Origin of the sequence: Pseudomonas sp. LS-2 (assembly GCF_003605735.1) — a bacterium.
Taxonomy (GTDB): domain Bacteria; phylum Pseudomonadota; class Gammaproteobacteria; order Pseudomonadales; family Pseudomonadaceae; genus Aquipseudomonas.
Map to the genome: position 1 here is coordinate 272,648 of NZ_QXTJ01000003.1, position 23,104 is coordinate 295,751.

General features: G+C 58.4%; 19 protein-coding genes. 14 read left to right on the forward strand and 5 right to left on the reverse strand.

The genetic code is table 11. From position 1 onward, the window contains the following. The first annotated feature begins 134 nt into the window (after positions 1-134). Positions 135-590, forward strand: coding sequence for a YkgJ family cysteine cluster protein (locus D3M70_RS03225; RefSeq protein WP_120124289.1), 456 nt, complete (start codon positions 135-137; stop codon positions 588-590). A 105-nt stretch (positions 591-695) separates the two neighbouring features. Here D3M70_RS03225 and typA read toward each other — a convergent pair whose 3' ends face one another. Beyond that, on the reverse strand, positions 696-2,516 hold the full coding sequence (gene typA, locus D3M70_RS03230) for a translational GTPase TypA (protein ID WP_081565149.1): 1,821 nt from the start codon (positions 2,514-2,516) through the stop codon (positions 696-698). A gap of 139 nt (positions 2,517-2,655) precedes the next feature. Continuing rightward, on the reverse strand, positions 2,656-4,110 hold the full coding sequence (gene thiI, locus D3M70_RS03235) for a tRNA uracil 4-sulfurtransferase ThiI (RefSeq protein ID WP_120124442.1): 1,455 nt from the start codon (positions 4,108-4,110) through the stop codon (positions 2,656-2,658). A gap of 331 nt (positions 4,111-4,441) precedes the next feature. Here thiI and glnA point away from each other — a divergent pair, with 331 nt between their 5' ends. The 6 genes from glnA (at position 4,442) to ntrC (ending at position 10,719) form a co-directional block, all read left to right on the forward strand. Next, the gene (glnA, locus tag D3M70_RS03245; RefSeq protein WP_120124291.1) at positions 4,442-5,848 is read left to right on the forward strand and encodes a glutamate--ammonia ligase; all 1,407 of its coding nucleotides are present in this window, start codon (positions 4,442-4,444) and stop codon (positions 5,846-5,848) included. A 185-nt stretch (positions 5,849-6,033) separates the two neighbouring features. Then, a complete protein-coding gene (locus D3M70_RS03250) occupies positions 6,034-6,603 on the forward strand; it encodes a chorismate mutase (RefSeq protein ID WP_120124293.1) in 570 nt (189 codons plus the stop codon). A gap of 122 nt (positions 6,604-6,725) precedes the next feature. Beyond that, positions 6,726-7,253 (forward strand): DUF4124 domain-containing protein, encoded by a 528-nt coding sequence (locus D3M70_RS03255; protein WP_120124294.1) that lies wholly within the window; start codon positions 6,726-6,728, stop codon positions 7,251-7,253. Then, the gene (locus D3M70_RS03260) at positions 7,237-7,893 is read left to right on the forward strand and encodes a DUF4124 domain-containing protein (protein ID WP_120124296.1); all 657 of its coding nucleotides are present in this window, start codon (positions 7,237-7,239) and stop codon (positions 7,891-7,893) included. Before D3M70_RS03255 ends, D3M70_RS03260 begins: the two co-directional genes overlap by 17 nt. Positions 7,894-8,200: 307 nt before the next feature. Then, entirely contained in the window at positions 8,201-9,286 is a 1,086-nt protein-coding gene (gene glnL / locus D3M70_RS03270; protein WP_120124299.1) for a nitrogen regulation protein NR(II), read from the forward strand. After that, entirely contained in the window at positions 9,283-10,719 is a 1,437-nt protein-coding gene (gene ntrC / locus D3M70_RS03275) for a nitrogen regulation protein NR(I) (protein ID WP_120124301.1), read from the forward strand. The genes glnL and ntrC overlap by 4 nt, the downstream gene beginning before the upstream one ends. A gap of 137 nt (positions 10,720-10,856) precedes the next feature. Here ntrC and mgrA read toward each other — a convergent pair whose 3' ends face one another. After that, a complete protein-coding gene (gene mgrA, locus D3M70_RS03280) occupies positions 10,857-11,894 on the reverse strand; it encodes an L-glyceraldehyde 3-phosphate reductase (protein WP_120124303.1) in 1,038 nt (345 codons plus the stop codon). Between the two features lie 132 nt (positions 11,895-12,026). On the opposite strand from mgrA, the gene D3M70_RS03285 reads away from it, so the two are divergent. Further along, positions 12,027-12,875, forward strand: coding sequence for a LysR family transcriptional regulator (locus tag D3M70_RS03285; RefSeq protein ID WP_120124304.1), 849 nt, complete (start codon positions 12,027-12,029; stop codon positions 12,873-12,875). An 84-nt stretch (positions 12,876-12,959) separates the two neighbouring features. On the opposite strand, the gene betT is transcribed toward D3M70_RS03285, so the two are convergent. Beyond that, positions 12,960-14,954 carry a choline transporter BetT gene (betT, locus tag D3M70_RS03290; RefSeq protein ID WP_120124306.1) on the reverse strand — a complete coding sequence of 665 codons (1,995 nt, stop codon included), beginning with the start codon at positions 14,952-14,954 and terminating at the stop codon, positions 12,960-12,962. Positions 14,955-15,287: 333 nt separating this feature from the next. Beyond that, positions 15,288-16,232, reverse strand: coding sequence for a serine O-acetyltransferase EpsC (epsC, locus tag D3M70_RS03295; protein WP_375232914.1), 945 nt, complete (start codon positions 16,230-16,232; stop codon positions 15,288-15,290). A 217-nt stretch (positions 16,233-16,449) separates the two neighbouring features. Between epsC and D3M70_RS03300 the strand changes: the two genes are divergently transcribed. The 6 genes from D3M70_RS03300 to D3M70_RS03325 all read left to right on the forward strand — a co-directional run bounded on the left by D3M70_RS03300 (position 16,450) and on the right by D3M70_RS03325 (position 23,093). Continuing rightward, positions 16,450-17,451 (forward strand): D-cysteine desulfhydrase, encoded by a 1,002-nt coding sequence (locus D3M70_RS03300; RefSeq protein WP_120124309.1) that lies wholly within the window; start codon positions 16,450-16,452, stop codon positions 17,449-17,451. Positions 17,452-17,860: 409 nt separating this feature from the next. After that, positions 17,861-18,658 (forward strand): cystine ABC transporter substrate-binding protein, encoded by a 798-nt coding sequence (gene tcyJ / locus D3M70_RS03305; RefSeq protein ID WP_120124310.1) that lies wholly within the window; start codon positions 17,861-17,863, stop codon positions 18,656-18,658. Then, positions 18,655-19,323, forward strand: coding sequence for a cystine ABC transporter permease (gene tcyL, locus D3M70_RS03310; RefSeq protein WP_120124311.1), 669 nt, complete (start codon positions 18,655-18,657; stop codon positions 19,321-19,323). Before tcyJ ends, tcyL begins: the two co-directional genes overlap by 4 nt. Positions 19,324-19,326: 3 nt before the next feature. Further along, positions 19,327-20,070, forward strand: coding sequence for an L-cystine ABC transporter ATP-binding protein TcyN (gene tcyN, locus D3M70_RS03315; protein ID WP_120124313.1), 744 nt, complete (start codon positions 19,327-19,329; stop codon positions 20,068-20,070). 567 nt (positions 20,071-20,637) lie between these two features. Beyond that, positions 20,638-21,372 (forward strand): hypothetical protein, encoded by a 735-nt coding sequence (locus D3M70_RS03320; RefSeq protein ID WP_120124315.1) that lies wholly within the window; start codon positions 20,638-20,640, stop codon positions 21,370-21,372. A gap of 479 nt (positions 21,373-21,851) precedes the next feature. Further along, entirely contained in the window at positions 21,852-23,093 is a 1,242-nt protein-coding gene (locus tag D3M70_RS03325) for an SfnB family sulfur acquisition oxidoreductase (RefSeq protein WP_120124444.1), read from the forward strand. The last annotated feature ends 11 nt before the right edge of the window (positions 23,094-23,104 follow it).

The following is a 23,104-nucleotide window of genomic DNA, read 5'->3' on the forward strand; positions in this document are numbered from 1 at the left end:
CACGCCCGCGCCTTGTCGCGAAGGCATGGCTGCGCCCCATCGCTTGCCGACAGTCGCATCGATCATTTTGCGATAGGGGAAATGCGCGCAGCCCGGTATGATCGCGCGCCCGATACACCCGGAAGCACAACGCCATGAAACCCACCTTGATCGCCGCTGCAGAAATCGACCGTCTCGAGACCTGGCAGAAATACTCCAGCCACATGTGCGGAGGCTGCGTGTCCAGTTGCTGCACCTTGCCTGTCGAAGCGAAGATCAAGGACCTGATCCGCATTGGCATCGTCGACGAGTTCGAACAGGGCGACAACCCGAAGAACATCGCCAAGCGCCTGCAGAAAGAAGGAATCATCGAGCGCTTCAACCAGAAATCCGGGATCTTCACCCTGCAGCGCATGAGCAACAACGATTGCCTGTATCTGGATCGCAAGAGCCGCTTGTGCACCATTTACGACAAACGTCCTGACACCTGCCGCAATCATCCGAAGATCGGGCCGCGCCCAGGGTATTGCGCGTACAAGCCAAAAGAAGTCGTGCGTGAGAAAAGCGGCACGCTGAATTCGAACTCCGGCCATGTGCCACTGAAGTTCTAAACGAGCAGCGCGCTCCAGCAGAATCAGCGCACTCACCTTTATTCGAGACAAACAAAAACGCCCCCGGCCTTTCGACCGGGGGCGTTTTCGTTCAGCCGGGGCTAGTTACACCTTGGCTTTCTTGGCAGCGCGGGTACGCTCGCTTTCGTCGAGGATCTTCTTGCGAAGACGGATCGACTTGGGAGTGACTTCACACAGCTCGTCTTCCTGGATGTATTCCAGAGCCTGTTCCAGGGTGAAGCGAACAGGTGGAACCAGAGCGATGGTTTCGTCTTTACCCGAAGCACGCATGTTGTCGAGCTTCTTGCCCTTGGTAGGGTTGACGCCCAGGTCGTTGTCACGGCTGTTCTGACCAACGATCTGGCCGTTGTAGATTTCCTGACCGTGTTCAACGAACAGCTTGCCACGCGCCTGCAGGGTTTCCAGCGAGTAGGTCAGTGCCTTACCGGTTTCAACCGAAACCAGTACGCCGTTCTGACGGCCCGACATGTGGCCCGACTTGACGGTGTCATAGCGATCGAAGATCGAGGTCAGGATGCCAGCGCCGTTGGTCAGGGTCAGGAACTGGTTACGGAAACCGATCAGACCACGAGCAGGAATGTTGTATTCCAGACGAACACGGCCCTTGCCATCCGGAACCATGTTGCTCAGGTCACCTTTACGCAGACCCATCTCTTCCATGACCTTGCCCTGGGATTCTTCAGGGATGTCGATGGTGACGTTTTCGTACGGTTCTTGCTTGACGCCGTCGACTTCACGAATGATCACTTCAGGACGGCCCAGGGCCAGCTCGAAGCCTTCGCGACGCATGGTTTCGATCAGTACCGAGAGGTGCAGCTCACCACGGCCGGAAACCTTGAACTTGTCAGCCGAGTCGCCTTCTTCAACGCGCAGTGCAACGTTGTACAGCAGCTCTTTGTCCAGACGGTCCTTGATGTTACGGGACGTCACGAACTTGCCTTCTTTACCGCAGAAAGGCGAGTCGTTGACCTGGAAGGTCATGGAAACGGTTGGCTCGTCAACGGTCAGCGGCTTCATCGCTTCAACGTTCAACGGGTCGCACAGAGTGTCGGAGATGAACAGCTCTTCGAAGCCGCTGATGCAGACGATGTCGCCGGCAGCTGCTTCTTCAACGTCGATGCGGTGCAGACCGTGGTGACCCATCAGCTTCAGGATACGGCCGTTGCGACGCTTGCCGTCGGCACTGATGGCCACAACCGGGGTGTTTGGCTTGACGCGGCCACGAGCGATACGGCCAACACCGATAACACCCAGGAAGCTGTTGTAGTCCAGAGCCGAGATCTGCATCTGGAAAGGACCGTCACGGTCAACTTTCGGAGCAGGTACGTGATCCACGACCGCCTGGTACAGCGGGGTCATGTCTTCGGCCATTTCGTTGTGATCCAGACCCGCGATGCCGTTGATGGCCGAGGCGTAGACGACCTGGAAGTCCAGTTGCTCTTCGGTAGCACCCAGGTTGTCGAACAGATCGAAGATCTGGTCCAGAACCCAATCCGGACGCGCGCCTGGACGGTCAACCTTGTTGATGACCACGATTGGACGCAGGCCGGCTTCGAAAGCCTTCTTGGTCACGAAGCGGGTTTGCGGCATAGGGCCGTCTTGGGCGTCGACCAGCAGCAGAACGGAGTCGACCATCGACATCACGCGCTCTACTTCGCCACCGAAGTCGGCGTGGCCCGGGGTGTCGACGATGTTGATGTGGTAGCCATTCCAGTTGATCGCGGTGTTCTTCGCGAGAATGGTAATACCGCGCTCTTTCTCCTGGTCGTTGGAGTCCATCACGCGTTCGTCGTTGAGCTCGTTGCGCTCAAGGGTGCCGGACTGGCGCAGAAGCTTGTCGACGAGGGTAGTTTTACCGTGGTCAACGTGAGCAATGATGGCGATGTTGCGTAGATTTTCGATCACTTGTGTATCTCGATCAGAGGATTCGGTCAGCTGACTAGTGTAGGCAGCTATGAACAATGGAGCCCGTGAAAGCCTTTACGGCTGACGACTGGTGTCGGGGGGCCGGTGACGCAAGCCACAGGCAAACAGCCCCGGGCACTTAGCTCGGTCGATAAACGCGCACATTGGCATGCCCCTCACTGAGCAGATGATGAGCATGCAGGCGACTCATGACGCCTTTGTCGCAATAAAGCAGGTACTGGCGCGTGTCATCCAGTTCCTTGAAACGGCTGTTCAGAGCAAAGAACGGCAGCGTTTGTACTTCAATGCCTGACAGTTCCAGCGGACGGTCTTCGGCTTCATCCGGGTGCCGGATGTCGATGACCACTTGTCCGGCAAGAGCCTGACTGACTTCTTCGACCTGAACATCCTGACCCAATTCCTCGATCACGCGATCGATGGGCACAAGACGGGCGTTTTCGAGCGCACGCTCGAGCACCGCCATGTCGAATTCCTTCTCTTCATGCTCGACGCGGTGACGTTTGGCCGCGGTCTTTGGATTGACCGAGATCACACCGCAGTATTCAGGCATGTGCCGGGCAAAATCGCCGGTGCCGATCTCGTCGGCCAGGTCGATGATGTCCTGCTTGTGACTGGCGATCAGCGGGCGCAAGACCAGCTTCTCCGTCACGCAATCGATGACCGACAGGTTAGGCAGTGTCTGACTGGACACTTGGGAAATCGCTTCGCCGGTCACCAGCGCGTCGATTTCAAGCCTGTCGGCAATATTGGTCGCAGCGCGCAACATCATACGCTTCAATACTACGCCCATATGACTGTTATCGACTTTTCCGAGAATTTCTCCCAGAACTTCCTCGAACGGTACGCTGACGAACAGCACACGTTGGGAGCTTCCGTACTTCTTCCAGATGAAGTGCGCGACTTCCATCACACCCAGCTCGTGGGCCCTGCCGCCCAGATTGAAGAAACAGAAATGGCTCATCAGGCCACGACGCATGACCTGATAAGCGGCCACCGTGGAGTCGAAGCCACCGGACATCAATACCAGGGTCTGTTCCAGCGAGCCCAACGGATAACCGCCGATGCTGTTGTGCTGGCTGTGAATCACGAACAACCGTTGGTCGCGAATCTCGATGCGCACTTCGACTTCCGGCGCTTTCAGGGAAATACCGGCGGCGCCGCACTCACGACGCAGTTTGCTGCCGACGTACTTCTCGACGTCCATGGAGCTGAAGTCATGATGCCCGGCGCGCTTGCAGCGAACCGAGAAAATCTTGCCGGACAAGGCATCGCCGAAATGCAGTTTGCACTTCTCGTAGATGTCGTCCATGTCGCCAAGAGCGTATTGATCGACCTGCAGGAAATGCGCGATGCCGGGCATGCAGCTCAGGCGCTCGGTCATTTCGTGCAGGACGCGGGAATCCTGAACCTTCGTCTCGACCTCGAGGTTGTCCCACACGCCATCGACCACCAGCGCCGGGTCCAGATCGCGGAGCACGGTACGGATGTTCTTGGCCAACTGTTTGATGAAGCGCTTGCGCACAGGTCGGCTTTTGATGGTGATTTCTGGGAAAACTTTAACGATTAGTTTCATGAAAACAGCGCGCGAGGTGCCGGTCAAAAAAGGGGGGCGCGGATTATAGCGGAAATTGCTCAAGGTTTAACCAGTTATCGTACTGCCGATCATCAGCGCACCAAAAAGGGACTGTATACAATCTGAGCGCACCGATGCGGTGCATCACTTTTCACAATTGCGACGTTTTACGCCCGAAAATCCGGCATTTTGGGCAGAAAACCCAACACAGGGCACTGGCATGCAAATTGCTCCCTTGTGAGGCAGGTTGCCTTGGCCGACTATCGCGCCCGGCATCACCCAAATTAAAGGGCCAACAACTATCCAGCCCTAATCCACCCCGGAGGACAACATGTCGAAGTCGGTTCAACTCATCAAAGATCATGACGTAAAGTGGATTGATCTGCGCTTCACGGACACCAAAGGCACCCAGCACCACGTGACCATGCCAGCTCGCGATGCGCTGGAAGACGACTTCTTCGAAGTCGGCAAAATGTTCGACGGTTCCTCCATCTCTGGCTGGAAAGGCATCGAAGCCTCCGACATGATCCTGCTTCCAGACGACGAAACTGCCGTTCTGGACCCGTTCACCGAAGAGCCAACCCTGATCCTGGTTTGCGACATCATCGAACCTTCGACCATGCAAGGTTATGACCGCGACCCGCGCGCCATCGCTCACCGCGCCGAGGAATACCTGAAGTCCACCGGTATCGGTGACACCGTATTCGCCGGTCCAGAGCCAGAATTCTTCATCTTCGACGAAGTGAAATTCAAGTCCGACATCTCCGGTTCCATGTTCAAGATCTACTCCGAACAAGGTTCGTGGATGTCCGACGCTGACATCGAAGGCGGCAACAAGGGCCACCGTCCTGGCATCAAAGGCGGTTACTTCCCTGTTCCACCGTTCGACCACGACCACGAAATCCGCACCGCAATGTGCAACGCTCTGGAAGAAATGGGTCAGGTCGTCGAAGTTCACCACCATGAAGTGGCAACCGCTGGCCAGAACGAAATCGGCGTGAAGTTCAACACGCTGGTCAAGAAGGCTGACGAAGTTCAGACCCTGAAATACGTTGTACACAACGTTGCCGACGCTTACGGCCGTACCGCGACCTTCATGCCTAAGCCTCTGTACGGCGACAACGGCTCGGGTATGCACGTACACATGTCCATCGCCAAAGATGGCAAGAACACCTTCGCTGGCGAAGGCTATGCCGGTCTGTCCGACACCGCCCTGTACTTCATCGGCGGTATCATCAAGCACGGTAAGGCACTGAACGGCTTCACCAACCCTGCAACCAACTCGTACAAGCGTCTGGTTCCAGGCTTCGAAGCTCCGGTCATGCTGGCCTACTCGGCTCGCAACCGTTCCGCGTCGATCCGTATTCCTTACGTCTCCAGCCCACGCGGCCGCCGTATCGAAGCGCGTTTCCCGGATCCAGCAGCTAACCCGTACCTGGCTTTCGCAGCTCTGCTGATGGCCGGTCTGGACGGTATCCAGAACAAGATCCACCCTGGCGACGCAGCTGACAAAAACCTGTACGACCTGCCACCTGAAGAGGCTGCAGAGATCCCACAAGTTTGCGGCAGCCTGAAAGAAGCCCTGGAATCCCTGGACAAAGGCCGTGCGTTCCTGACCAAGGGCGGCGTATTCAGCGACGACTTCATCGACGCTTACATCGCTCTGAAATCGGAAGAAGAAATCAAAGTACGTACTTTCGTACACCCACTGGAATACGAGCTGTACTACAGCTGCTGATCCAGTCGCGCCAGCGAAAGCTGCGTGAATAAAAGAGGCCTCCTTCGGGAGGCCTTTTTTGTGGCTACGAAAAACGAGTGTTTAGCGAGTGGTGGTATTTAGTTATCGTTTTTCTAATAGCATTGACTAGATACTCCACCACTCCCACTGCTCTCCAGTGCCGTTATCAATAATAAGGATGTCCAATGCCCCGGCCCCCTTGGCTCATGCTCTCGATCGCCCCGCTCATGGCGGGCTGCCTCAACTCACCTACCCCTCAAACGGCCCCCGATGCCGTGGAGTCGCTGGTTGCAGTGATCGAGCAGAGGCTGGACATTGCAAACGACGTTGCCGTGAGCAAGTGGTACAGCGGCAAGCCTGTGCAGGACAGTGATCGCGAGCGCCAGGTGATCCTCAATGCCGAGTCCCAAGCCCAGGCATTCAACCTGAACAGGGACGACGTCCACGCGTTCATGACCGCACAGATGGAAGCCAACAAGGTGGTGCAGTACGCGCGGATAGCCCAGTGGCACGAGAGCGGCCAGGCTCCCCAACCACCCGCTACCAGCCTGACGCAGGGCGTTCGCACCCGTCTGGATACGCTGCAACCGGATTTGATGCACAAGTACGCTGCGTTCCTGCCTTATGGCAGCAAGAGTGAATGCCAACGCTGGCTGCAGTCGACGACCAGACGCAAGGCCGCAGACGCTGTCATGCTCAGCGGCTTGCAGCGTGCAACCGATGGCCTGTGCAAAACGGAGCAAAAGTCTGATTGATGCTGTGGGAGCGCGGATGAGACTACCGGTCCGGTTTTGCTCTATGCTGCCCCCTGTGCCTGGCGCTACTGCAGTAGCGCGGTGCGAGCTGTCGTTCTCCTGATCGTGGTACTGGAGTGTTCATGCGTCAAAGTCTTGCCCTCGTCCTGCTGCTGTTTGCGTTGCCCGCCGTCGCGCAGATCTACAAATACACGGACGCCAACGGCAACACGGCATACAGCAATCAGCCGCCCAATGGGACCCAGGCCGAAACGGTCGATCTACCGCCACTCAACAGCGTGCAGACCGTCGCGCCAGCTCCAGCCCCGCCAATCCCTGCGCAAAATCAGAGTGAGCCACAACAGAACGCTGCGGCCTATCAGCTACTGGCACTGACCGACGTGCCCAATGGCGATGCGCTACGTGCCAATAACGGCACGTTCACCGTGGGGGTGGCGATTCAACCCCGCCTGCAACCCGGCCATCTGCTGCAGTTGATTCTGGACGGGAAGCCCTACGGCCAGCCTACCAACGTGCCCCGCCTCCAGCTCGTGGAACTGGACCGCGGCGAACACAGCCTGGCCGTACAGGTGCTGCAAGGGCCGGACTCCATCCAGCAAAGCCAGACGGTTTCCCTGACAGTGCAGCGAGTCCATGTCGGCAAGCCTTGAATTCGCGAGACTGCGCGTGAGGCCAAGGGGCCTGCTGCTGTGCCTGCTGATGCTGATCGGCCAGCCGGCAATCGCCGAGGTCTACACCTACATCGATGCCGAGGGTAACCGGGTCTACACCGATCAACCTCGCCGCAATGCCAAGAAGGTCGACATCGCGCCGAGCAACCAGATGAACTCCGCGCCTCGTAAGTCAAGCCAGGCCTCCAGCGCCAAGCCCAGACCCGGTCCGCTGTTTCGGTACCAACTGCTGCGCATTCTTGCGCCTGAACCGGACAGCACCGTCCGCGATGTGCAGGGCAACCTGATCGTGACTGTCACCAATGACCCGCAGCTGCAACAGGGGCATCGCTATCGGCTTCTGCTGGACGGCAGCGCTCATGGAGAATTCGGTCGCAGTCCGGTTTTTTCCCTGACCAACATTGATCGCGGCACGCATCAGCTGTCGATCGAGATAGTCGACGAGTTCGGCCGAGTCGCCGAGCGAACGCCCAACCAACCCTTTCACATGATGCGTATTTCCCTGTCTCAGAAACGCCAGGCTCAGCCTTGCAAGACAGAAGAGTACGGCGTACGCCTCGAGTGTCCGATCAAAGACAAGCCCCCCGAAGAAGAAAGCAGCATCCTGCCGTTTCTCTGATGCCCGCCTCCAAAGCGTCTAAGCTCCATAATGGTGCACAACCTGAACAACCATGCGCGTAAAATTCCCATTTTGGTTCACGAACGAGTCAAAGTTGTGCCCTCCTCGGGCTGGCTGTCCAAAAAAAGCCCGAAACGTCTCGCAGAACGCTTCTTTTCGGAGCCTTGGTTTGGTTCTTGCATTTTCTAACAAATAAGCAATGGACAGCCCGGTCTGAGCGGCTTTCCAAAGCTGGCGAAGACCAACCAGAGCCTGCATTCCTGGGCCCGCCCCGAGTGCAATGAGCCAAAAGAGGTCAACGAGATTCATGACAATCAGCGATACGTTGCACCGACTGTTACTCGACAACCTGACCACTGCCACGATTCTGCTCAACTCCGACCTGCGTCTGGAGTACATGAATCCGGCGGCCGAAATGCTGCTGGCCATCAGCGGTCAGCGCAGTCACGGACAGTTCATCAGTGAGCTGTTCACGGAATCGGCCGAAGCGCTTAGCTCGCTTCGTCAGGCAGTGGAACAGGCGCATCCGTTCACCAAGCGTGAAGCGATGCTGACGGCGCTCACCGGCCAGACGCTGACCGTGGACTACGCCGTGACACCGATCCTGTCCCAGGGCGAAACGATGCTGCTGCTGGAGGTACACCCCCGTGATCGCCTGCTGCGCATCACCAAGGAAGAGGCTCAGCTGTCCAAACAGGAAACCACCAAGATGCTGGTGCGTGGCCTGGCTCACGAAATTAAGAATCCGCTGGGCGGGATTCGCGGTGCCGCTCAATTGCTGGCCCGCGAACTGCCGGAAGAAAGCCTCAAGGACTACACCAACGTCATCATCGAAGAAGCCGACCGCCTACGTAATCTGGTCGACCGGATGCTGGGCTCCAACAAGCTGCCTTCATTGGCAATGACCAATGTTCACGAAGTGCTGGAGCGCGTCTGCAGCCTGGTCGAAGCCGAAAGCCAGGGCTGCATCACTTTGGTGCGCGATTATGACCCGTCCATTCCCGATGTGTTGATCGACCGCGAGCAGATGATTCAGGCCGTGCTCAATATCGTGCGTAATGCCATGCAGGCCATCAGCGGGCAAAACGAACTTCGCCTGGGTCGCATCAGTCTGCGCACCCGCGCCATGCGCCAGTTCACGATTGGCCACGTGCGCCATCGCCTGGTGAGCAAGATCGAAATCATCGATAACGGTCCCGGCATTCCGCCGGAACTACAGGAAACCATTTTTTACCCTATGGTCAGTGGCCGCCCGGACGGTACCGGGCTAGGCCTTGCCATCACCCAGAACATCATCAGTCAGCACCAGGGGCTGATCGAGTGTGACAGCCATCCTGGCCACACAACTTTCTCGATCTTCTTGCCGCTGGAACAAGGAGCAGCTTCGACATGAGCCGTAGTGAAACTGTCTGGATCGTCGATGACGACCGTTCCATCCGCTGGGTATTGGAAAAGGCCTTGCAGCAAGAAGGCATGACCACACAAAGCTTCGACAGCGCCGATGGCGTGATGAGTCGCCTGGCCCGCCAGCAACCGGACGTGATCATTTCCGACATTCGCATGCCCGGCGCAAGCGGGCTGGACTTGCTGGCGCGTATTCGCGAGCAGCACCCGCGACTGCCCGTCATCATCATGACCGCACACTCGGACCTGGACAGCGCCGTGGCCTCGTATCAGGGCGGCGCCTTCGAATACCTGCCCAAGCCTTTCGATGTGGACGAGGCCGTTTCACTGGTCAAACGCGCCAACCAGCATGCCCAGGAACAACAGGGCATGGACGTTGCGCCAACGCTGACCCGCACGCCGGAAATCATCGGTGAAGCACCAGCGATGCAGGAAGTGTTTCGCGCCATTGGGCGTCTGAGCCACTCCAACATCACGGTGCTGATCAACGGGGAATCGGGGACGGGTAAAGAGCTGGTCGCTCATGCGCTACATCGCCACAGCCCTCGTTCGGCCTCGCCGTTCATTGCGCTGAACATGGCAGCGATTCCGAAGGACCTGATGGAATCCGAACTGTTCGGCCATGAAAAAGGTGCGTTCACCGGGGCAGCCAACCTGCGTCGTGGTCGTTTCGAACAAGCCGATGGCGGCACGCTGTTTCTCGATGAAATCGGTGATATGCCTGCGGACACCCAGACCCGTCTGTTGCGTGTACTGGCCGATGGCGAGTTCTACCGCGTCGGCGGTCATGTGCCGGTCAAGGTCGACGTACGCATCATCGCGGCGACTCATCAGAACCTGGAAACTTTGGTACAGGCGGGTAAGTTTCGCGAAGACTTGTTCCACCGTCTGAACGTGATCCGCATCCACATCCCGCGCCTGTCGGATCGTCGCGAAGACATTCCGACCCTCGCCAGGCACTTTCTCAGCCGCGCCGCGCAAGAGCTGGCGGTGGAGCCGAAACTGCTCAAGGCCGAGACAGAGGAATACCTCAAGCATCTGCCATGGCCGGGCAACGTGCGTCAGTTGGAAAACACCTGCCGCTGGATCACGGTCATGGCTTCGGGCCGCGAAGTGCATATCAGCGACCTGCCGCCTGAACTGCTGAGCCTGCCGCAGGACGCGGCACCGGTCACCAACTGGGAACAAGCCCTGCGCCAGTGGGCCGACCAGGCATTGGCTCGGGGTCAGTCCAGCCTGCTGGACAGCGCGGTGCCAACGTTCGAGCGCATCATGATCGAAACCGCGCTGAAGCACACCGCAGGCCGCCGTCGCGACGCTGCTGTGCTGCTGGGCTGGGGCCGCAACACCTTGACCCGCAAGATCAAGGAGTTGGGCATGAAGATCGATGGTGGGGATGATGATGAAGGGGATGAGGGTTAAGACTCTCTAAGTCGCACCTCTTTATCTGTAGGAGCGCTTGCCCGCGATAGCGCCGTGTCAGCCGATAGATTGATCGCAGATCGATTGCAATCGCGGGCAAGCGCGCTCCTACAGGCCCGTCGTCATCCGGAGTGGAGTCACTCAGCCGACGACGGCTTCTCCCAAAGATTGATACCGCCCTCGACCGCGAACCGGTCGATTTCAGCCAGTTCTTCCTTGCTGAACTCAAGGTTGTCCAGCGCGGCAACGTTTTCGACGATTTGCTCGGGACGGCTCGCACCAATCAACGCCGAGGTCACTCGCGGATCCCGCAGTGTCCATGCGAGCGCCATCTGCGCCAGGCTCTGACCACGACGTTTGGCGATTTCATTCAGCGCACGCACATGTTCGATGTTCTGCTCGGACAGATGCGAGGCCTGCAACGAACCACCGCCCGGACGATTGACCCGCGCATCCTTGGGAATGCCATTCAGGTATTTGTCTGACAGCAATCCTTGCGCCAGGGCCGTGAAAGCAATGACGCCCGAACCCAGCTCTTCAGTGGTGTCCAGCAGATCCTTTTCGACCCAGCGATTGAGCAGGTTGTAAGCCGGTTGATGGATCAGCAGCGGGACTTTCCACTCTTTCAGCAGGCCGGCGATTTCGCGCGTCTTGGCCCCTGAATACGAAGAGATGCCGATGTACAGTGCCTTGCCTTGCTGCACCGCGGTGGCGAGTGCGCTGGCGGTTTCCTCCAGCGGTGTGTCTGGATCGAAGCGGTGGGAATAGAAGATGTCCACATAATCCAGGCCCATGCGCTGCAGGCTCTGATCGAGACTGGCGAGCACATATTTGCGCGAGCCGCCGCCCTGCCCGTACGGCCCCGGCCACATGTCCCAGCCCGCCTTGGTGGAAATGATCAACTCGTCGCGGTACTGCTTGAAGTCTTCACGCAGCAAACGGCCGAAGTTGATCTCCGCGCTGCCGTAGGGCGGGCCGTAGTTGTTGGCCAGGTCGAAGTGATTGATGCCCAGGTCGAACGCGGTGCGCAGCATCGCTCGCTGGGTGTCCATCGGCGTACTGTCGCCGAAATTGTGCCACAGGCCCATCGACAAGGCTGGCAGCACCAGGCCGCTACGACCCACACGACGGTAGGGAACGCGTTCATAACGGTTTTCAGCAGCAATGTAAGCCATGCAATCCTCTCTTCTTGTCTGTTGCCAAAGGAGCGATAAGAAGCGCCAATGGATAAGCGGTAAAGCGAGTATATTCAGCGCTCCGGGTAGCAGAAAAATGCTTTATTCCTTTGGCTGACATCGGTTTCTGATATGGATATTCGTCAACTCAACGCCTTTATCGCGGTGTTCGAGGAGCGCAACATCACCTCGGCGGCGCAACGTCTTTTCACCAGCCAGCCGACCCTCTCGGTCACGATTCGCCAGCTTGAAGAGGCCTTGGGCACGACGTTATTCCAGCGCCTGCCGCGCGGTGTCGAGGTTACCGATGACGCGCGCACGCTTTATCCACAGGCGCGCAGATTACTGGCAGAAGCTCACGCACTGGGCAGCCAGTTTCGTCAGCGTAATGACCGGCTCACGCTGGAGTTGGGTGTCGAGAGTGAAATTGCGGCCAGTCATCTGGAGTCGTTTCTGGAGACGGCTTATCGAGTCGTGCCGAATCTGCTGCTCAATCTACAGGAGGGTTGCAGCGGTGATGCGCGGCTTTCAGTAGAGGAAGATTGCTGCGAGGACGAGCTGTTTCTCCCGCTGTGGGAAGAACCCTTTGTGCTGGCGCTGGCAGCCCGTCATCCGCTGGCGGCGCGGACCCGTCTGGACGAAGCCGATCTTGCGAGCGTGCAGTGGATCACTTGCCCTTCCCATCCCTCTCACCAGCGCCTGATGGAGTTGTATAACCGCAGCATGGGCTCGGTGGTTGCTACAGCGGGTTCGATGACACTGACGCTGCGCCTGGTCGCGGCAGGCGCGGGGGTGGCGATGCTGCCTCAATCCATGGCCGATCATCACGCAGGCGTCATCACTCGCCCTGCGCGCACGCCCAAACTCATTCGCAGGGTTGGCCTGTGTTATTCCGCCCAGGCGCTGGATAAGCCCGCGCTCCGACTGCTGCATGGGCATTTGCAGGACAGTCCGGCCCTCAAAACCGTGACGGCTCTGTAGCGGTCCGGCTTGCCAGCGGTGGCGAACTTGCAGACGCATCCGCTGGCAAGCCATGCTGCTACAGCACAGAACTCTCTCTAACCCTCAACGCACCAGATGCAAGAACTGCATATGCCGCTCGTACTGATCGAGGATGTCGTTGATTACCTGCTCTTTCGTGTAACCCACCAGATCGTAATCCTGACTGCCCTCGCTCAAATGAACCTCGGCGCGGTAGTAACGCCGGTTGTTCAGCTGTTTGGAGCCCATGCCTGCGCGCGCGAACGAAGGTGTGAAATAGCCGCGCATGGCCACCTGATAGATGAAAGGCCGTTCCTCGCCGTGCCCGATTTCCAGGCTGACCGTGTGGTTGGTCGGGTCCGGTTGAGTGACCACGCTCAAGCCCTTTTCGACGAACACTGCCGTCACCTCTTCAATGGCCGGACGCACGGTCTGGTCGAGAAAACGGTACACCTCGTCACGGGACGGGAAATGCACGGCCTGGCTCAACCGCTGACGCCAGCCTCCACGTCGCGATCCCGAGACGGGAGCCAGCGAATACAGCTGCGCAATCTGGCGCTGGGACTCCATGTGAAACGCCTTGTGCAAGCCCCACATCATGGTCAGCAAGATCAGGGAAAACGGCAGCGAGGTCAGTACCACTGCGGATTTCAACGCATCGATGCTGCCGGAAAACAGCAGTCCGCTGGTGATCAGTGCAGTCATCACACCCCAGAACACCCGCAGCCACTTCGGCCCGTCTTCATCCGGGCTGCCGCCCTTGGCCGAAAGTGTGGACAGCACGACGGTTCCCGAATCGGCCGAGGTGACGAAGAACACGAAGCTGATGAACACCGTGACCGCGATGACGGTTTTGCTCCACGGGTAGTTTTGCAGCATCAGGTACAGCGTCATGGAAGGGTCATCGATGGCCGATTGCCCCAGCGCCGTCATGCCATGGTTGAGCACCTGGTCAATCGCGCTGTTGCCGAAAATCGACATCCACGCCAGGGTGAAACCCAAGGGAATCAGCAGTACGCCGCAGACGAACTCGCGGATGGTACGGCCTCGGGAAATGCGCGCGATGAACAGCCCCACGAACGGCGACCAGGCAATCCACCAGGCCCAGTAGAACACTGTCCAGCCGCCCAGCCAGTCACTCGGGGCGTTGTAGGCATAGACGTCGAAACTCTTGGTCGGCAGCGCGCCCAGGTAATCGCCGATGTTTTGCACAAGGGTGTTGAGCAAATGTTGGGTAGGCCCGGCGAACAGCACGAACAGCAACAGGGCACAGGCCAGCAGCATGTTGATGTCGGACATCACGCGCACGCCCTTATCGACGCCTGCCACGGCCACCAGAATCGCGGCCCCCATCATCAGCGTGATCAGACCGACCTGAACCCACTGGGTGTGCGGGACGTTGAACAGGTAATCCAGCCCCGAGTTGAGGTGCAGCACGCCAAAACCCATGTCGGCGCCGAGGCCGAAAATCGTGGCGATGATGCCGAACCCATCGACGGCGTAACCGATAGGGCCATTGATGCGTTTGCCGATCAGCGGATACAGCGCTGAACGCAGTGCCAGCGGCAGGTTGTGTCGATAGGCGAAGTAAGCCAGCGCCATGCCGACGAAAGCGAACACGCCCCAACCGTGCAGGCCCCAGTGCAGAAACAGTAGCTGCATGGCCTGACGCGCCGCTTCGGTGGTGCCGGCCTCGCCTTGTGGCGGTTGCATCAGGTGAGTCAATGGCTCCGAGACACAGAAGAAAAACAGCGTGATGCTGATACCGGCAGCGAACAACATGCCCGCCCACGACAGGTAGCTGAATTCGGGCTCGTCGTGATCGGCGCCGAGTTTGATCTTGCCGTACCCGGAAATCGCAGTGACCACTACGAACACCAAGTACAACGTCATGGCCAGCATGTAATACCAGCCCACTGTATTGGCCGCCCAGTTCTGCGCGGCGAGCAGCCACTGGCCTGCTGCTCCAGGGAAGCTGATAACCACCAGCCCAAAAATCAGAATGAAGGTGGCGGCAAAGTAGAAAACGGGAGCGTTCATGCGCACCGGCGCGCTATTTTGCGCGCTCGGAACATTCATGAGAAGACCGCCTGGTGGGCGGTAGAAACGTTCATGCAAGGCTGATACGGCAAGGGTAAGCCTCCTGATGTGAGGGGCAGCGAACCACCGGTTTAACTTGATTGAACGTTCAATTAAAACACGAATACGGGACGAAGGACTAATTGGCGGCCTCTGGACGCTAGTTCACAGAGGGGCAGATCGCACGAATGCAGGGCTTGGCTACGCAGGCCTAAAGGGACTCGGAGCAGGTAAAAAACAGCGCGACTCCGCCAAAAACCTGTAGCAGCCCGGCCGGGCTACTACAGATGTTTACCGGCGTCGAAGCGGCAGAACAAAGAGCCGGCCAAAAACCTACTTCTGCGACCCATCGTCATGCTGCAGATTCGCCTGATTGACGTTACTGCCCGCTGGCACACCGCGGGTCAGCCAGACGTTGCCGCCGATGGTCGACCCCTGACCAATCGTGATGCGCCCAAGAATGGTCGCGCCGGCGTAGATCACCACATCGTCCTCGACGATCGGATGCCGGGCGTGCCCCTTCTGCAATTGGCCGTCTTCATCAGCCGGGAAACGTTTCGCGCCCAAGGTCACCGCTTGGTAGATGCGCACGCGCTCGCCGATGATCGCGGTTTCGCCGATGACAACGCCGGTTCCGTGATCGATGAAGAAACTCGGGCCGATCTGCGCGCCGGGGTGGATGTCGATTCCCGTTGCCGAATGGGCCAGCTCAGAACTGATCCGCGCCAGCAGCGGCAGGCCGTTGTTGTACAAGTGATGGGCCAGACGGTGGTGAATGATCGCGAGAATGCCCGGGTAGCACAGCAGCACCTCATCAACGCTACGCGCAGCGGGGTCACCGTGGTAGGCAGCCAGCACGTCGGTGTCGAGTATCCGGCGGATCTGCGGCAACGCGCTGGCGAAATTCTGGATCAGCCGCTCGGCGTGGACATCCGCGCAACTGGCGTCTTCGCCTCGCTGGCGGGCGACATAGCGCAACTCGAGTCGCGCCTGCGCCAGTAAAGAGTTCAGCGCGACATCCAGGGTATGGCCGACGTAAAAATCCTCGCTTTCTTCGCGCAGGTCCACCGGGCCCAGACGCATCGGAAACAACGCGCCAGACAGGGCTTCGAGAATATCCCGCAAGGCCTCGCGGGACGGCAACTCGCGACCACCCTTTTCTCCGCTGACACGACCGTTTTGGGTTCGCCAGTCATCACGCGCGGCGCGCAACTCGCCCACGATTCGCTGCAATTGCCAGTGACCGGTCACGCCCTCGGCACAGGCTTTCGGGGACAGTTCGGGAATAGTGCTCACGCAGATTTCTCCTCAGTTCTACGGCTCGTCAGGCTGGACATGGCCGAAGGATGAGCCACTGTACGGCAATCATTTGTGGCGAAAAAATAACAATTTTAGTGAGGCTATAGCTCAGGACCGCCGTGAAAGCCATTGGTTGCCCTGTCCGAACCGTCTGCCTATAGTCCAGCGACTTACTTGAAGACCTACCGACATCGCCATGATCAAACAACAGCTGGACCGATTTAATCGCCTGGAACTGCTGGGCGCGCCAACCCCGTTGGAAAAACTCGAACGCCTGTCAGTCTGGGCCGGTCGCGACATCTATGTAAAACGCGACGACATCACCCCGCTGGCGATGGGTGGCAACAAGCTGCGCAAACTCGAATACCTCGCGGCGGACGCTCTGGCGCAAGGCGCCGACACGCTGATTACAGCGGGCGCCATCCAGTCCAATCATGTTCGGCAGACGGCCGCGCTGGCCGCGAAGCTGGGCCTTGGTTGCGTCGCCCTGTTGGAAAACCCCATCGGCACCGAAGACCGAAATTACCTGGGTAACGGCAACCGACTGCTGCTGGATCTGTTCGATGCGAAGGTCGAGCTGGTGGAGAATCTGGACAATGCCGACGAGTTGCTACAAGCGCTCGCGGCTCGGCTGAGCAGCAGCGGCAAGAAACCGTATCTGGTGCCCATCGGTGGTTCCAGCCCCGTGGGTGCTCTGGGCTATGTGCGTGCGGGTTTCGAACTGGCCGGGCAGATCAAACAAACCGGCGTGGACTTTGCGGCAGTGGTGCTGGCCTCAGGCAGTGCCGGTACCCACAGCGGGCTTGCGCTGGCGTTGGCCGAAGCCCTGCCGCAGTTGCCGGTGATTGGTGTGACGGTTTCACGGCCCGAAGAAACTCAGGCGCCGAAGGTTCGAGGGCTGGCCGAGCGCACGGCCGAACTGTTGGGTACGCCGATGCCGAGGGCGTTCGAAGTGCAGTTGTGGGACGAATACTACGGCCCGCGTTATGGCGAGCCAAACGCAGGCACATTGGCGGCGATCAAGCTGGTCGCCAGCCAGGAGGGTCTGCTGCTGGACCCGGTGTATACAGGTAAGGCCATGGCCGGACTGCTGGACGGAATCGGTCGCCAACGCTTCGAAGACGGCCCGATCATCTTCCTGCACACCGGCGGGGCTCCGGCGTTGTTTGCGTATCCCGATGCTTTTTCCGGGCAGTGAAATAGCCTTGGCTCTGTAGCAGCACGGCTTGCCAGCGGTATTGGACCTCAAAGCAACCGCCGGCAAGCCGGACTGCTACAGGGCGGGGGGCGACAGACGCCGATCAAACATGGCGAGATCTGTAGCAGCACGGCTTGTCGGCGGTGTTAGACCTCGCAGCTACGGCCGGCAAGCCGGACTGCTAAAGGTTTCTACGCCACCCAGGTTTGGTGAACGCTGTATATGCAAAAAACAAACTAGCGATTCGTTTTTAATTATTTTTAATCCTAAACGCCTGCTTCTATCATCGCCGCCAGCAACCGGCGCAGACCCGGCAGAGCACTGAAAAAGCTGGATAAACCTGCGACGTCACAGTAGCTTCGTCAGGTCTGACGCTTGCCTGACATACCAACTAAAACAGGGGACTCTCATGAACATGTCTGCAATCCGCCGCACTTTCCTGCTGTCGGCATTCAGCCTGGTGCTGGGCACCGGTCTGGTGACCCAGGCCGTCGCTGGCGAGCAACTGGAAACCATCAAGAAAAACGGCACCCTCAACGTCGGCCTGGAAGGCACTTATCCACCCTTCAGCTTCGTCGGCGCAGACGGCAAGCTCACGGGTTTCGAGGTCGAGTTCTCTGAAGCCCTCGCCAAGGAGCTGGGCGTCAAGGTCAAGCTGACCGCCACTCCATGGGCAGGCATCCTGGCCGCGCTGGAATCCAGGCGTCTGGACGTTGTCGTCAACCAGGTGACTATCTCCGACGAGCGCAAGAAGAAGTACGACTTCTCCGAGCCCTACACCGTGTCGGGTATTCAGGCGTTGGTGAAAAAAGAAAACGCCAATAAATTCCCCGAGCCCAAAGACCTGGACGGCAAGAAAGTCGGTGTCGGTCTGGGTACCAATTACGAAGAATGGCTGAAGACCAACGTGCCCGGCGCCGTGGTCAAAACCTACGACGACGATCCGACCAAATATGCGGATCTGCGCGTTGGCCGTATCGACGCCATTCTGGTGGACCGCCTGGCGGCACTGGATCTGATCACCAAGACCAAAGACAACCTGGCCGTTTCCGGTCCCGCGTTCTCTCGTCAGGAATCTGGTATCGCGCTGCGCAAAGGCGAACCTGAACTGCTGGACGCGATCAACAAGGCCATCGATAAACTGCGCGCCGACGGCACGCTGACCAAGCTGTCGCAGAAGTACTTCCAGGCTGATGTGACCAAATGATTGGAGAGAAACTGCAGCTCGCGCTGGATTCCGCGCCGTTCCTGCTTCAAGGCGTGTATTACACCGTGGGCCTCAGCCTCGGAGCGATGTTTTTCGGATTGGTGCTGGGCTTCGGCCTGGCACTGATGCGTCTGTCGAAGGTCTGGATCATCAGCGCCATCGCCAGAGTCTACGTGTCGTTCTTTCGCGGCACGCCCCTGCTGGTTCAACTGTTCGTGATCTATTACGGCTTGCCTGATTTCGGTATCGAACTCGACGCCATAACCGCGGCCCTGATCGGGCTGTCGCTGAACATGGCGGCTTATGCCTGCGAGATCCTGCGTTCGGCCATTGGCGCCGTGGACAAAGGGCAATGGGAAGCCGCTGCGAGTATCGGCATGACCCGCGCCCAGACCATGCGTCGGGCGATCCTGCCGCAGGCTGCGCGTACCGCGCTGCCGCCGCTGGGCAACAGCTTCATTTCGCTGGTCAAGGACACCGCCATGGCCGCCACCATTCAGGTGCCGGAGGTGTTCAGACAGGCACAGCTGATTTCATCCAGAACACTGGAAATTTTCACCATGTATTTCACCGTTGCGGTGATCTACTGGGTGCTGTGCACAGTACTGGCGCACTTCCAGAACCGTCTGGAAGCTCGGGCCAATCGCCACGATCTGGAGTCCTGAGGCATGATCACGGTTGAAAGACTGACCAAGCAATTCAAGGGCAATCAGGTACTCAAGGGCATCGATCTGAAAGTCGAGCCCGGCGAAGTGGTCGCCATTATCGGGCCCAGTGGCTCCGGCAAGACGACCCTGCTGCGTTGCCTGAACTTCCTGGAAGAACCCACCAGTGGAACCATCGTGGTCGGGGACATCAAGGTCGATGGCAGCAAACCGTTGAGTCAGCAGCAAGGCCTGATCCGGCAACTGCGTCAGCATGTCGGCTTCGTGTTCCAGAACTTCAACCTGTTTCCTCATCGTACGGCGCTGGAAAACGTCATCGAAGGCCCAATCGTGGTCAAGAAGATGCCGCGCGAACAAGCCATCGAACTGGGCCGTAAACTGCTGGCCAAGGTTGGTCTTGCTGGCAAGGAGGACGCCTATCCACGACGCTTGTCCGGAGGGCAGCAGCAGCGTGTGGCGATCGCCAGGGCGTTGGCGATGGAACCCGAAGTGATTCTGTTCGACGAACCGACATCGGCGCTCGACCCTGAGTTGGTGGGCGAGGTGCTCAGTACGATTCACGCACTGGCCGAAGAGAACCGCACCATGGTCATCGTCACCCACGAGATGAGTTTTGCTCGGGATGTAGCGAACCGGGTCGTGTTCATCGACAAGGGGGTCATTGTGGAACAGGGCGAAGCCAAGGCGTTGTTCGCCAATCCGAAAGAGGAACGAACGCGACAGTTTCTGGAGCGCAGCAGGAATTAGTCCTACATCACACGTCCCAAAAACGGCGCTATTAAGCGCCGTTTTCTTTGTCTTCAATATTTAGAAAAATCTGCATTAACCGAAAGTATTTCTATGTTCAGACCCTAGAGCCCCGCCTATTCCATCAACTTTTTCCATATAACACAGCACCCAGCACTTTCCGCCCTGCCGGCGTACTTTGACTGATCCGGCTCCGACAAAATAACGCCTCACTTGCCTTCCCCCTTTCATCGAAACCGATCCAGACGAGCGCACCTGCGGAGTAGGACGTGACACTCGGCCGTAGCCTCAGCCCTCTGCATTCAGCTGTAGGAAACGTCCGTTAATTCTGCACATAAACATTTACGTCTTCTTTTCTGTTGACAGATATGCAGCAACACAATTAGCTCAAATTCAACTTCGGCCAACTTCCGAGTTCGATAACAACATCCAAATTGCCACTGTTTGTAATGTTTGCCATGACTGTGCATCAGGCATGTACTAACGGCATTGATTCAACGTTGCGTTCGCGAGCGCCACCGTCACCGAACGCACTACTTCAGGTCCACATTCATTGAGTATTCGAAGATGATTCAGACACCCGTCAGTAACCCGCTACTGGAGCTCTTCGCTCCTTGTCTGCCGCAGGCCAACAAGCAGGGAATCGGCGCCCTGGCGGCTGCCGATCTATCAGTGAACATCCCGCCTTACGCCGACATGGAACCTGGGGACCTGATCGAATTGTTCTGGGGAGATTGTTATGTCGCATCAACACTGCTGACTGAGTCCGACATCGGAAATATATCCGTCCTACATGTGCCGGAGAGCTTCCTTCAAAGCGGCAAGGTAAAGACCTACTACAAGGTCACGAAGATTGGCTGCGCGCCAGTGAAATCACCCTCTTGCAAACTATGGGTCAAACTGGAAACACCGGGAGGCCATCTGGTCAGCGCTGAAGGGGACGAAAACCAGGGGTTGGCGCCGGTGTCGCTTCCCGAGGCAATCATGCTGCACGGCTTGGGCCGACAGCACCTCAGGGAGGGTGTGGAGATCCGTATCGAGTGCTATCCGAACATGGAGGCCTATGACGAAATAACCCTGCGTTGGGGGGACGTGCGCATGGATCTACCTGTCCTCACCGACAACGACGTGGGCAAGACGATCACGTTTCGGGTTCCCGCGTCATTGATCGAGGAAGCGGGCGATGACCTCCATCAGGAAGTGACGTATTGCGTCATAGACCGCGTGGGCAACAACTCGCGCTGGGCCCCGCCGCGATCGATCAGGGTCAGCACAGAGCGATGGTACGAACTGGAGGCCTGATGCTGTCCGACAGTGGCCGATGTTGTCGCGGTGCAAGCAGACTGTGCCGCGACCGAGCAAAACTCATTACGTGAGCGACTGCACAGGTCCGAGACAACAAAGACATTTCCCACAGCATCTCCCATCACCTCCTACAGAATGTGCCCGCCTCCGATGAAATCGCGCTGCTAGCCTGCGGTTAAATCCCTCAGGAGGCGTTTCCCATGCCAAGCCGAGCCATCCTCAAGTACCTGATCCTCACGCTGATCTTCGGGACATGCCTGGCGTACACGCAAGCCATTTGACTGACCAGGGCAATCATGTTCGCCTTCTATGCTTATTCCTAAATGCATGTTTATTTAATTTTTATAAACGTTTAGGGTATATGCACCGGACCACCGGACCATCGTCGCTTTTTCTACCGCCATCGCGGTTTTGATTCGAGGTTCGAATGGTCACGCACAACTACCCCAGTGCACATGCTCTTGAAGGTCGCCATCATGACTGACCTGAGCGCTCTGCCGATCCAGCAATCTCTGGACGTTGCTCCTCCCCTTCTGCCCGCCACCGTGCTGCGCAACGATGCACAAGCCATCGCCGCAGCGCATGAGCTGGCCGCCCTCATTCGACCGACCGCCGCAACGCGTGATCGCGATCGGCAACTGCCGTGGAGCGAAATCGAGCAGTTCACCCGCAGCGGTCTGGGCAGTATTTGCGTACCCCATTCTTACGGCGGCCCACAGGTGTCGTTCGTTACGGTCGCCAAGGTATTCGCCATTCTGTCGGCCGCTGACCCTGCGGTCGGGCAAATTCCACAGAATCATTTCGGCATTCTCAATTCGCTGATCGGCAGCGCCAGTGACGCGCAGAAGAAAGTCCTGTTCGAGAGCGTGCTCAACGGCGCTCGGATTGGCAACGGCGGACCGGAGCGCGGTACCAAAAACACCCTCGACGTGAAGACCCGCCTGACCGCAAACGGTGATCATTTTCTGCTCAACGGCCGTAAGTTCTATTCGACCGGGGCGCTGTTCGCCCACTGGGTCGCGGTCAAGGCGATCAACGATGACGGCAAGCAGGTGCTGGTTTTCGTCCCCCGTGGAACGCCGGGGCTGCACATCATCGATGATTGGTCCGGCTTCGGGCAGCGCACCACAGCCAGCGGCAGCGTGTTGCTGGAAAACGTGCGAGTCAGCGCAGATCTGGTGATCGAGAACTGGAAGCTGGGGCAGTCGCCCAACATTCAGGGCGCGGTTTCTCAGTTGATTCAGGCCGCCATCGACGCGGGCATCGCTCGCGAAGCCATCGACGACAGCATCCGTTTCGTGCGCGAGCGTTCACGTCCCTGGATCGAAGCCAATGTCGAGCGCGCCAGCGATGACCTTTACGTGATCGCCGATATCGGCAAGCTGAAACTGGAGCTGCACGCCGCTGAAGCACTGTTGCACAAGGCCGGACGTGTACTCGACGAAATCGCCGCATCGCCCATTGATGCCCAGTCGGCTGCTCGCGCTTCCATCGTGGTCGCCGAAGCCAAGGTGCTGACTACCGACATCGCTTTGCAGGCCAGCGAAAAGCTGTTCGAGCTGTCGGGCAGCCGCGCCACCCTGGCCGAATTCAACCTTGATCGGCACTGGCGCAATGCACGGGTTCACACCCTGCACGACCCCGTGCGCTGGAAGGTTCACGCCGTCGGCGCCTGGCACCTCAACGGCACTCTGCCTGCCCGTCATTCCTGGATCTGACCAGACCACTG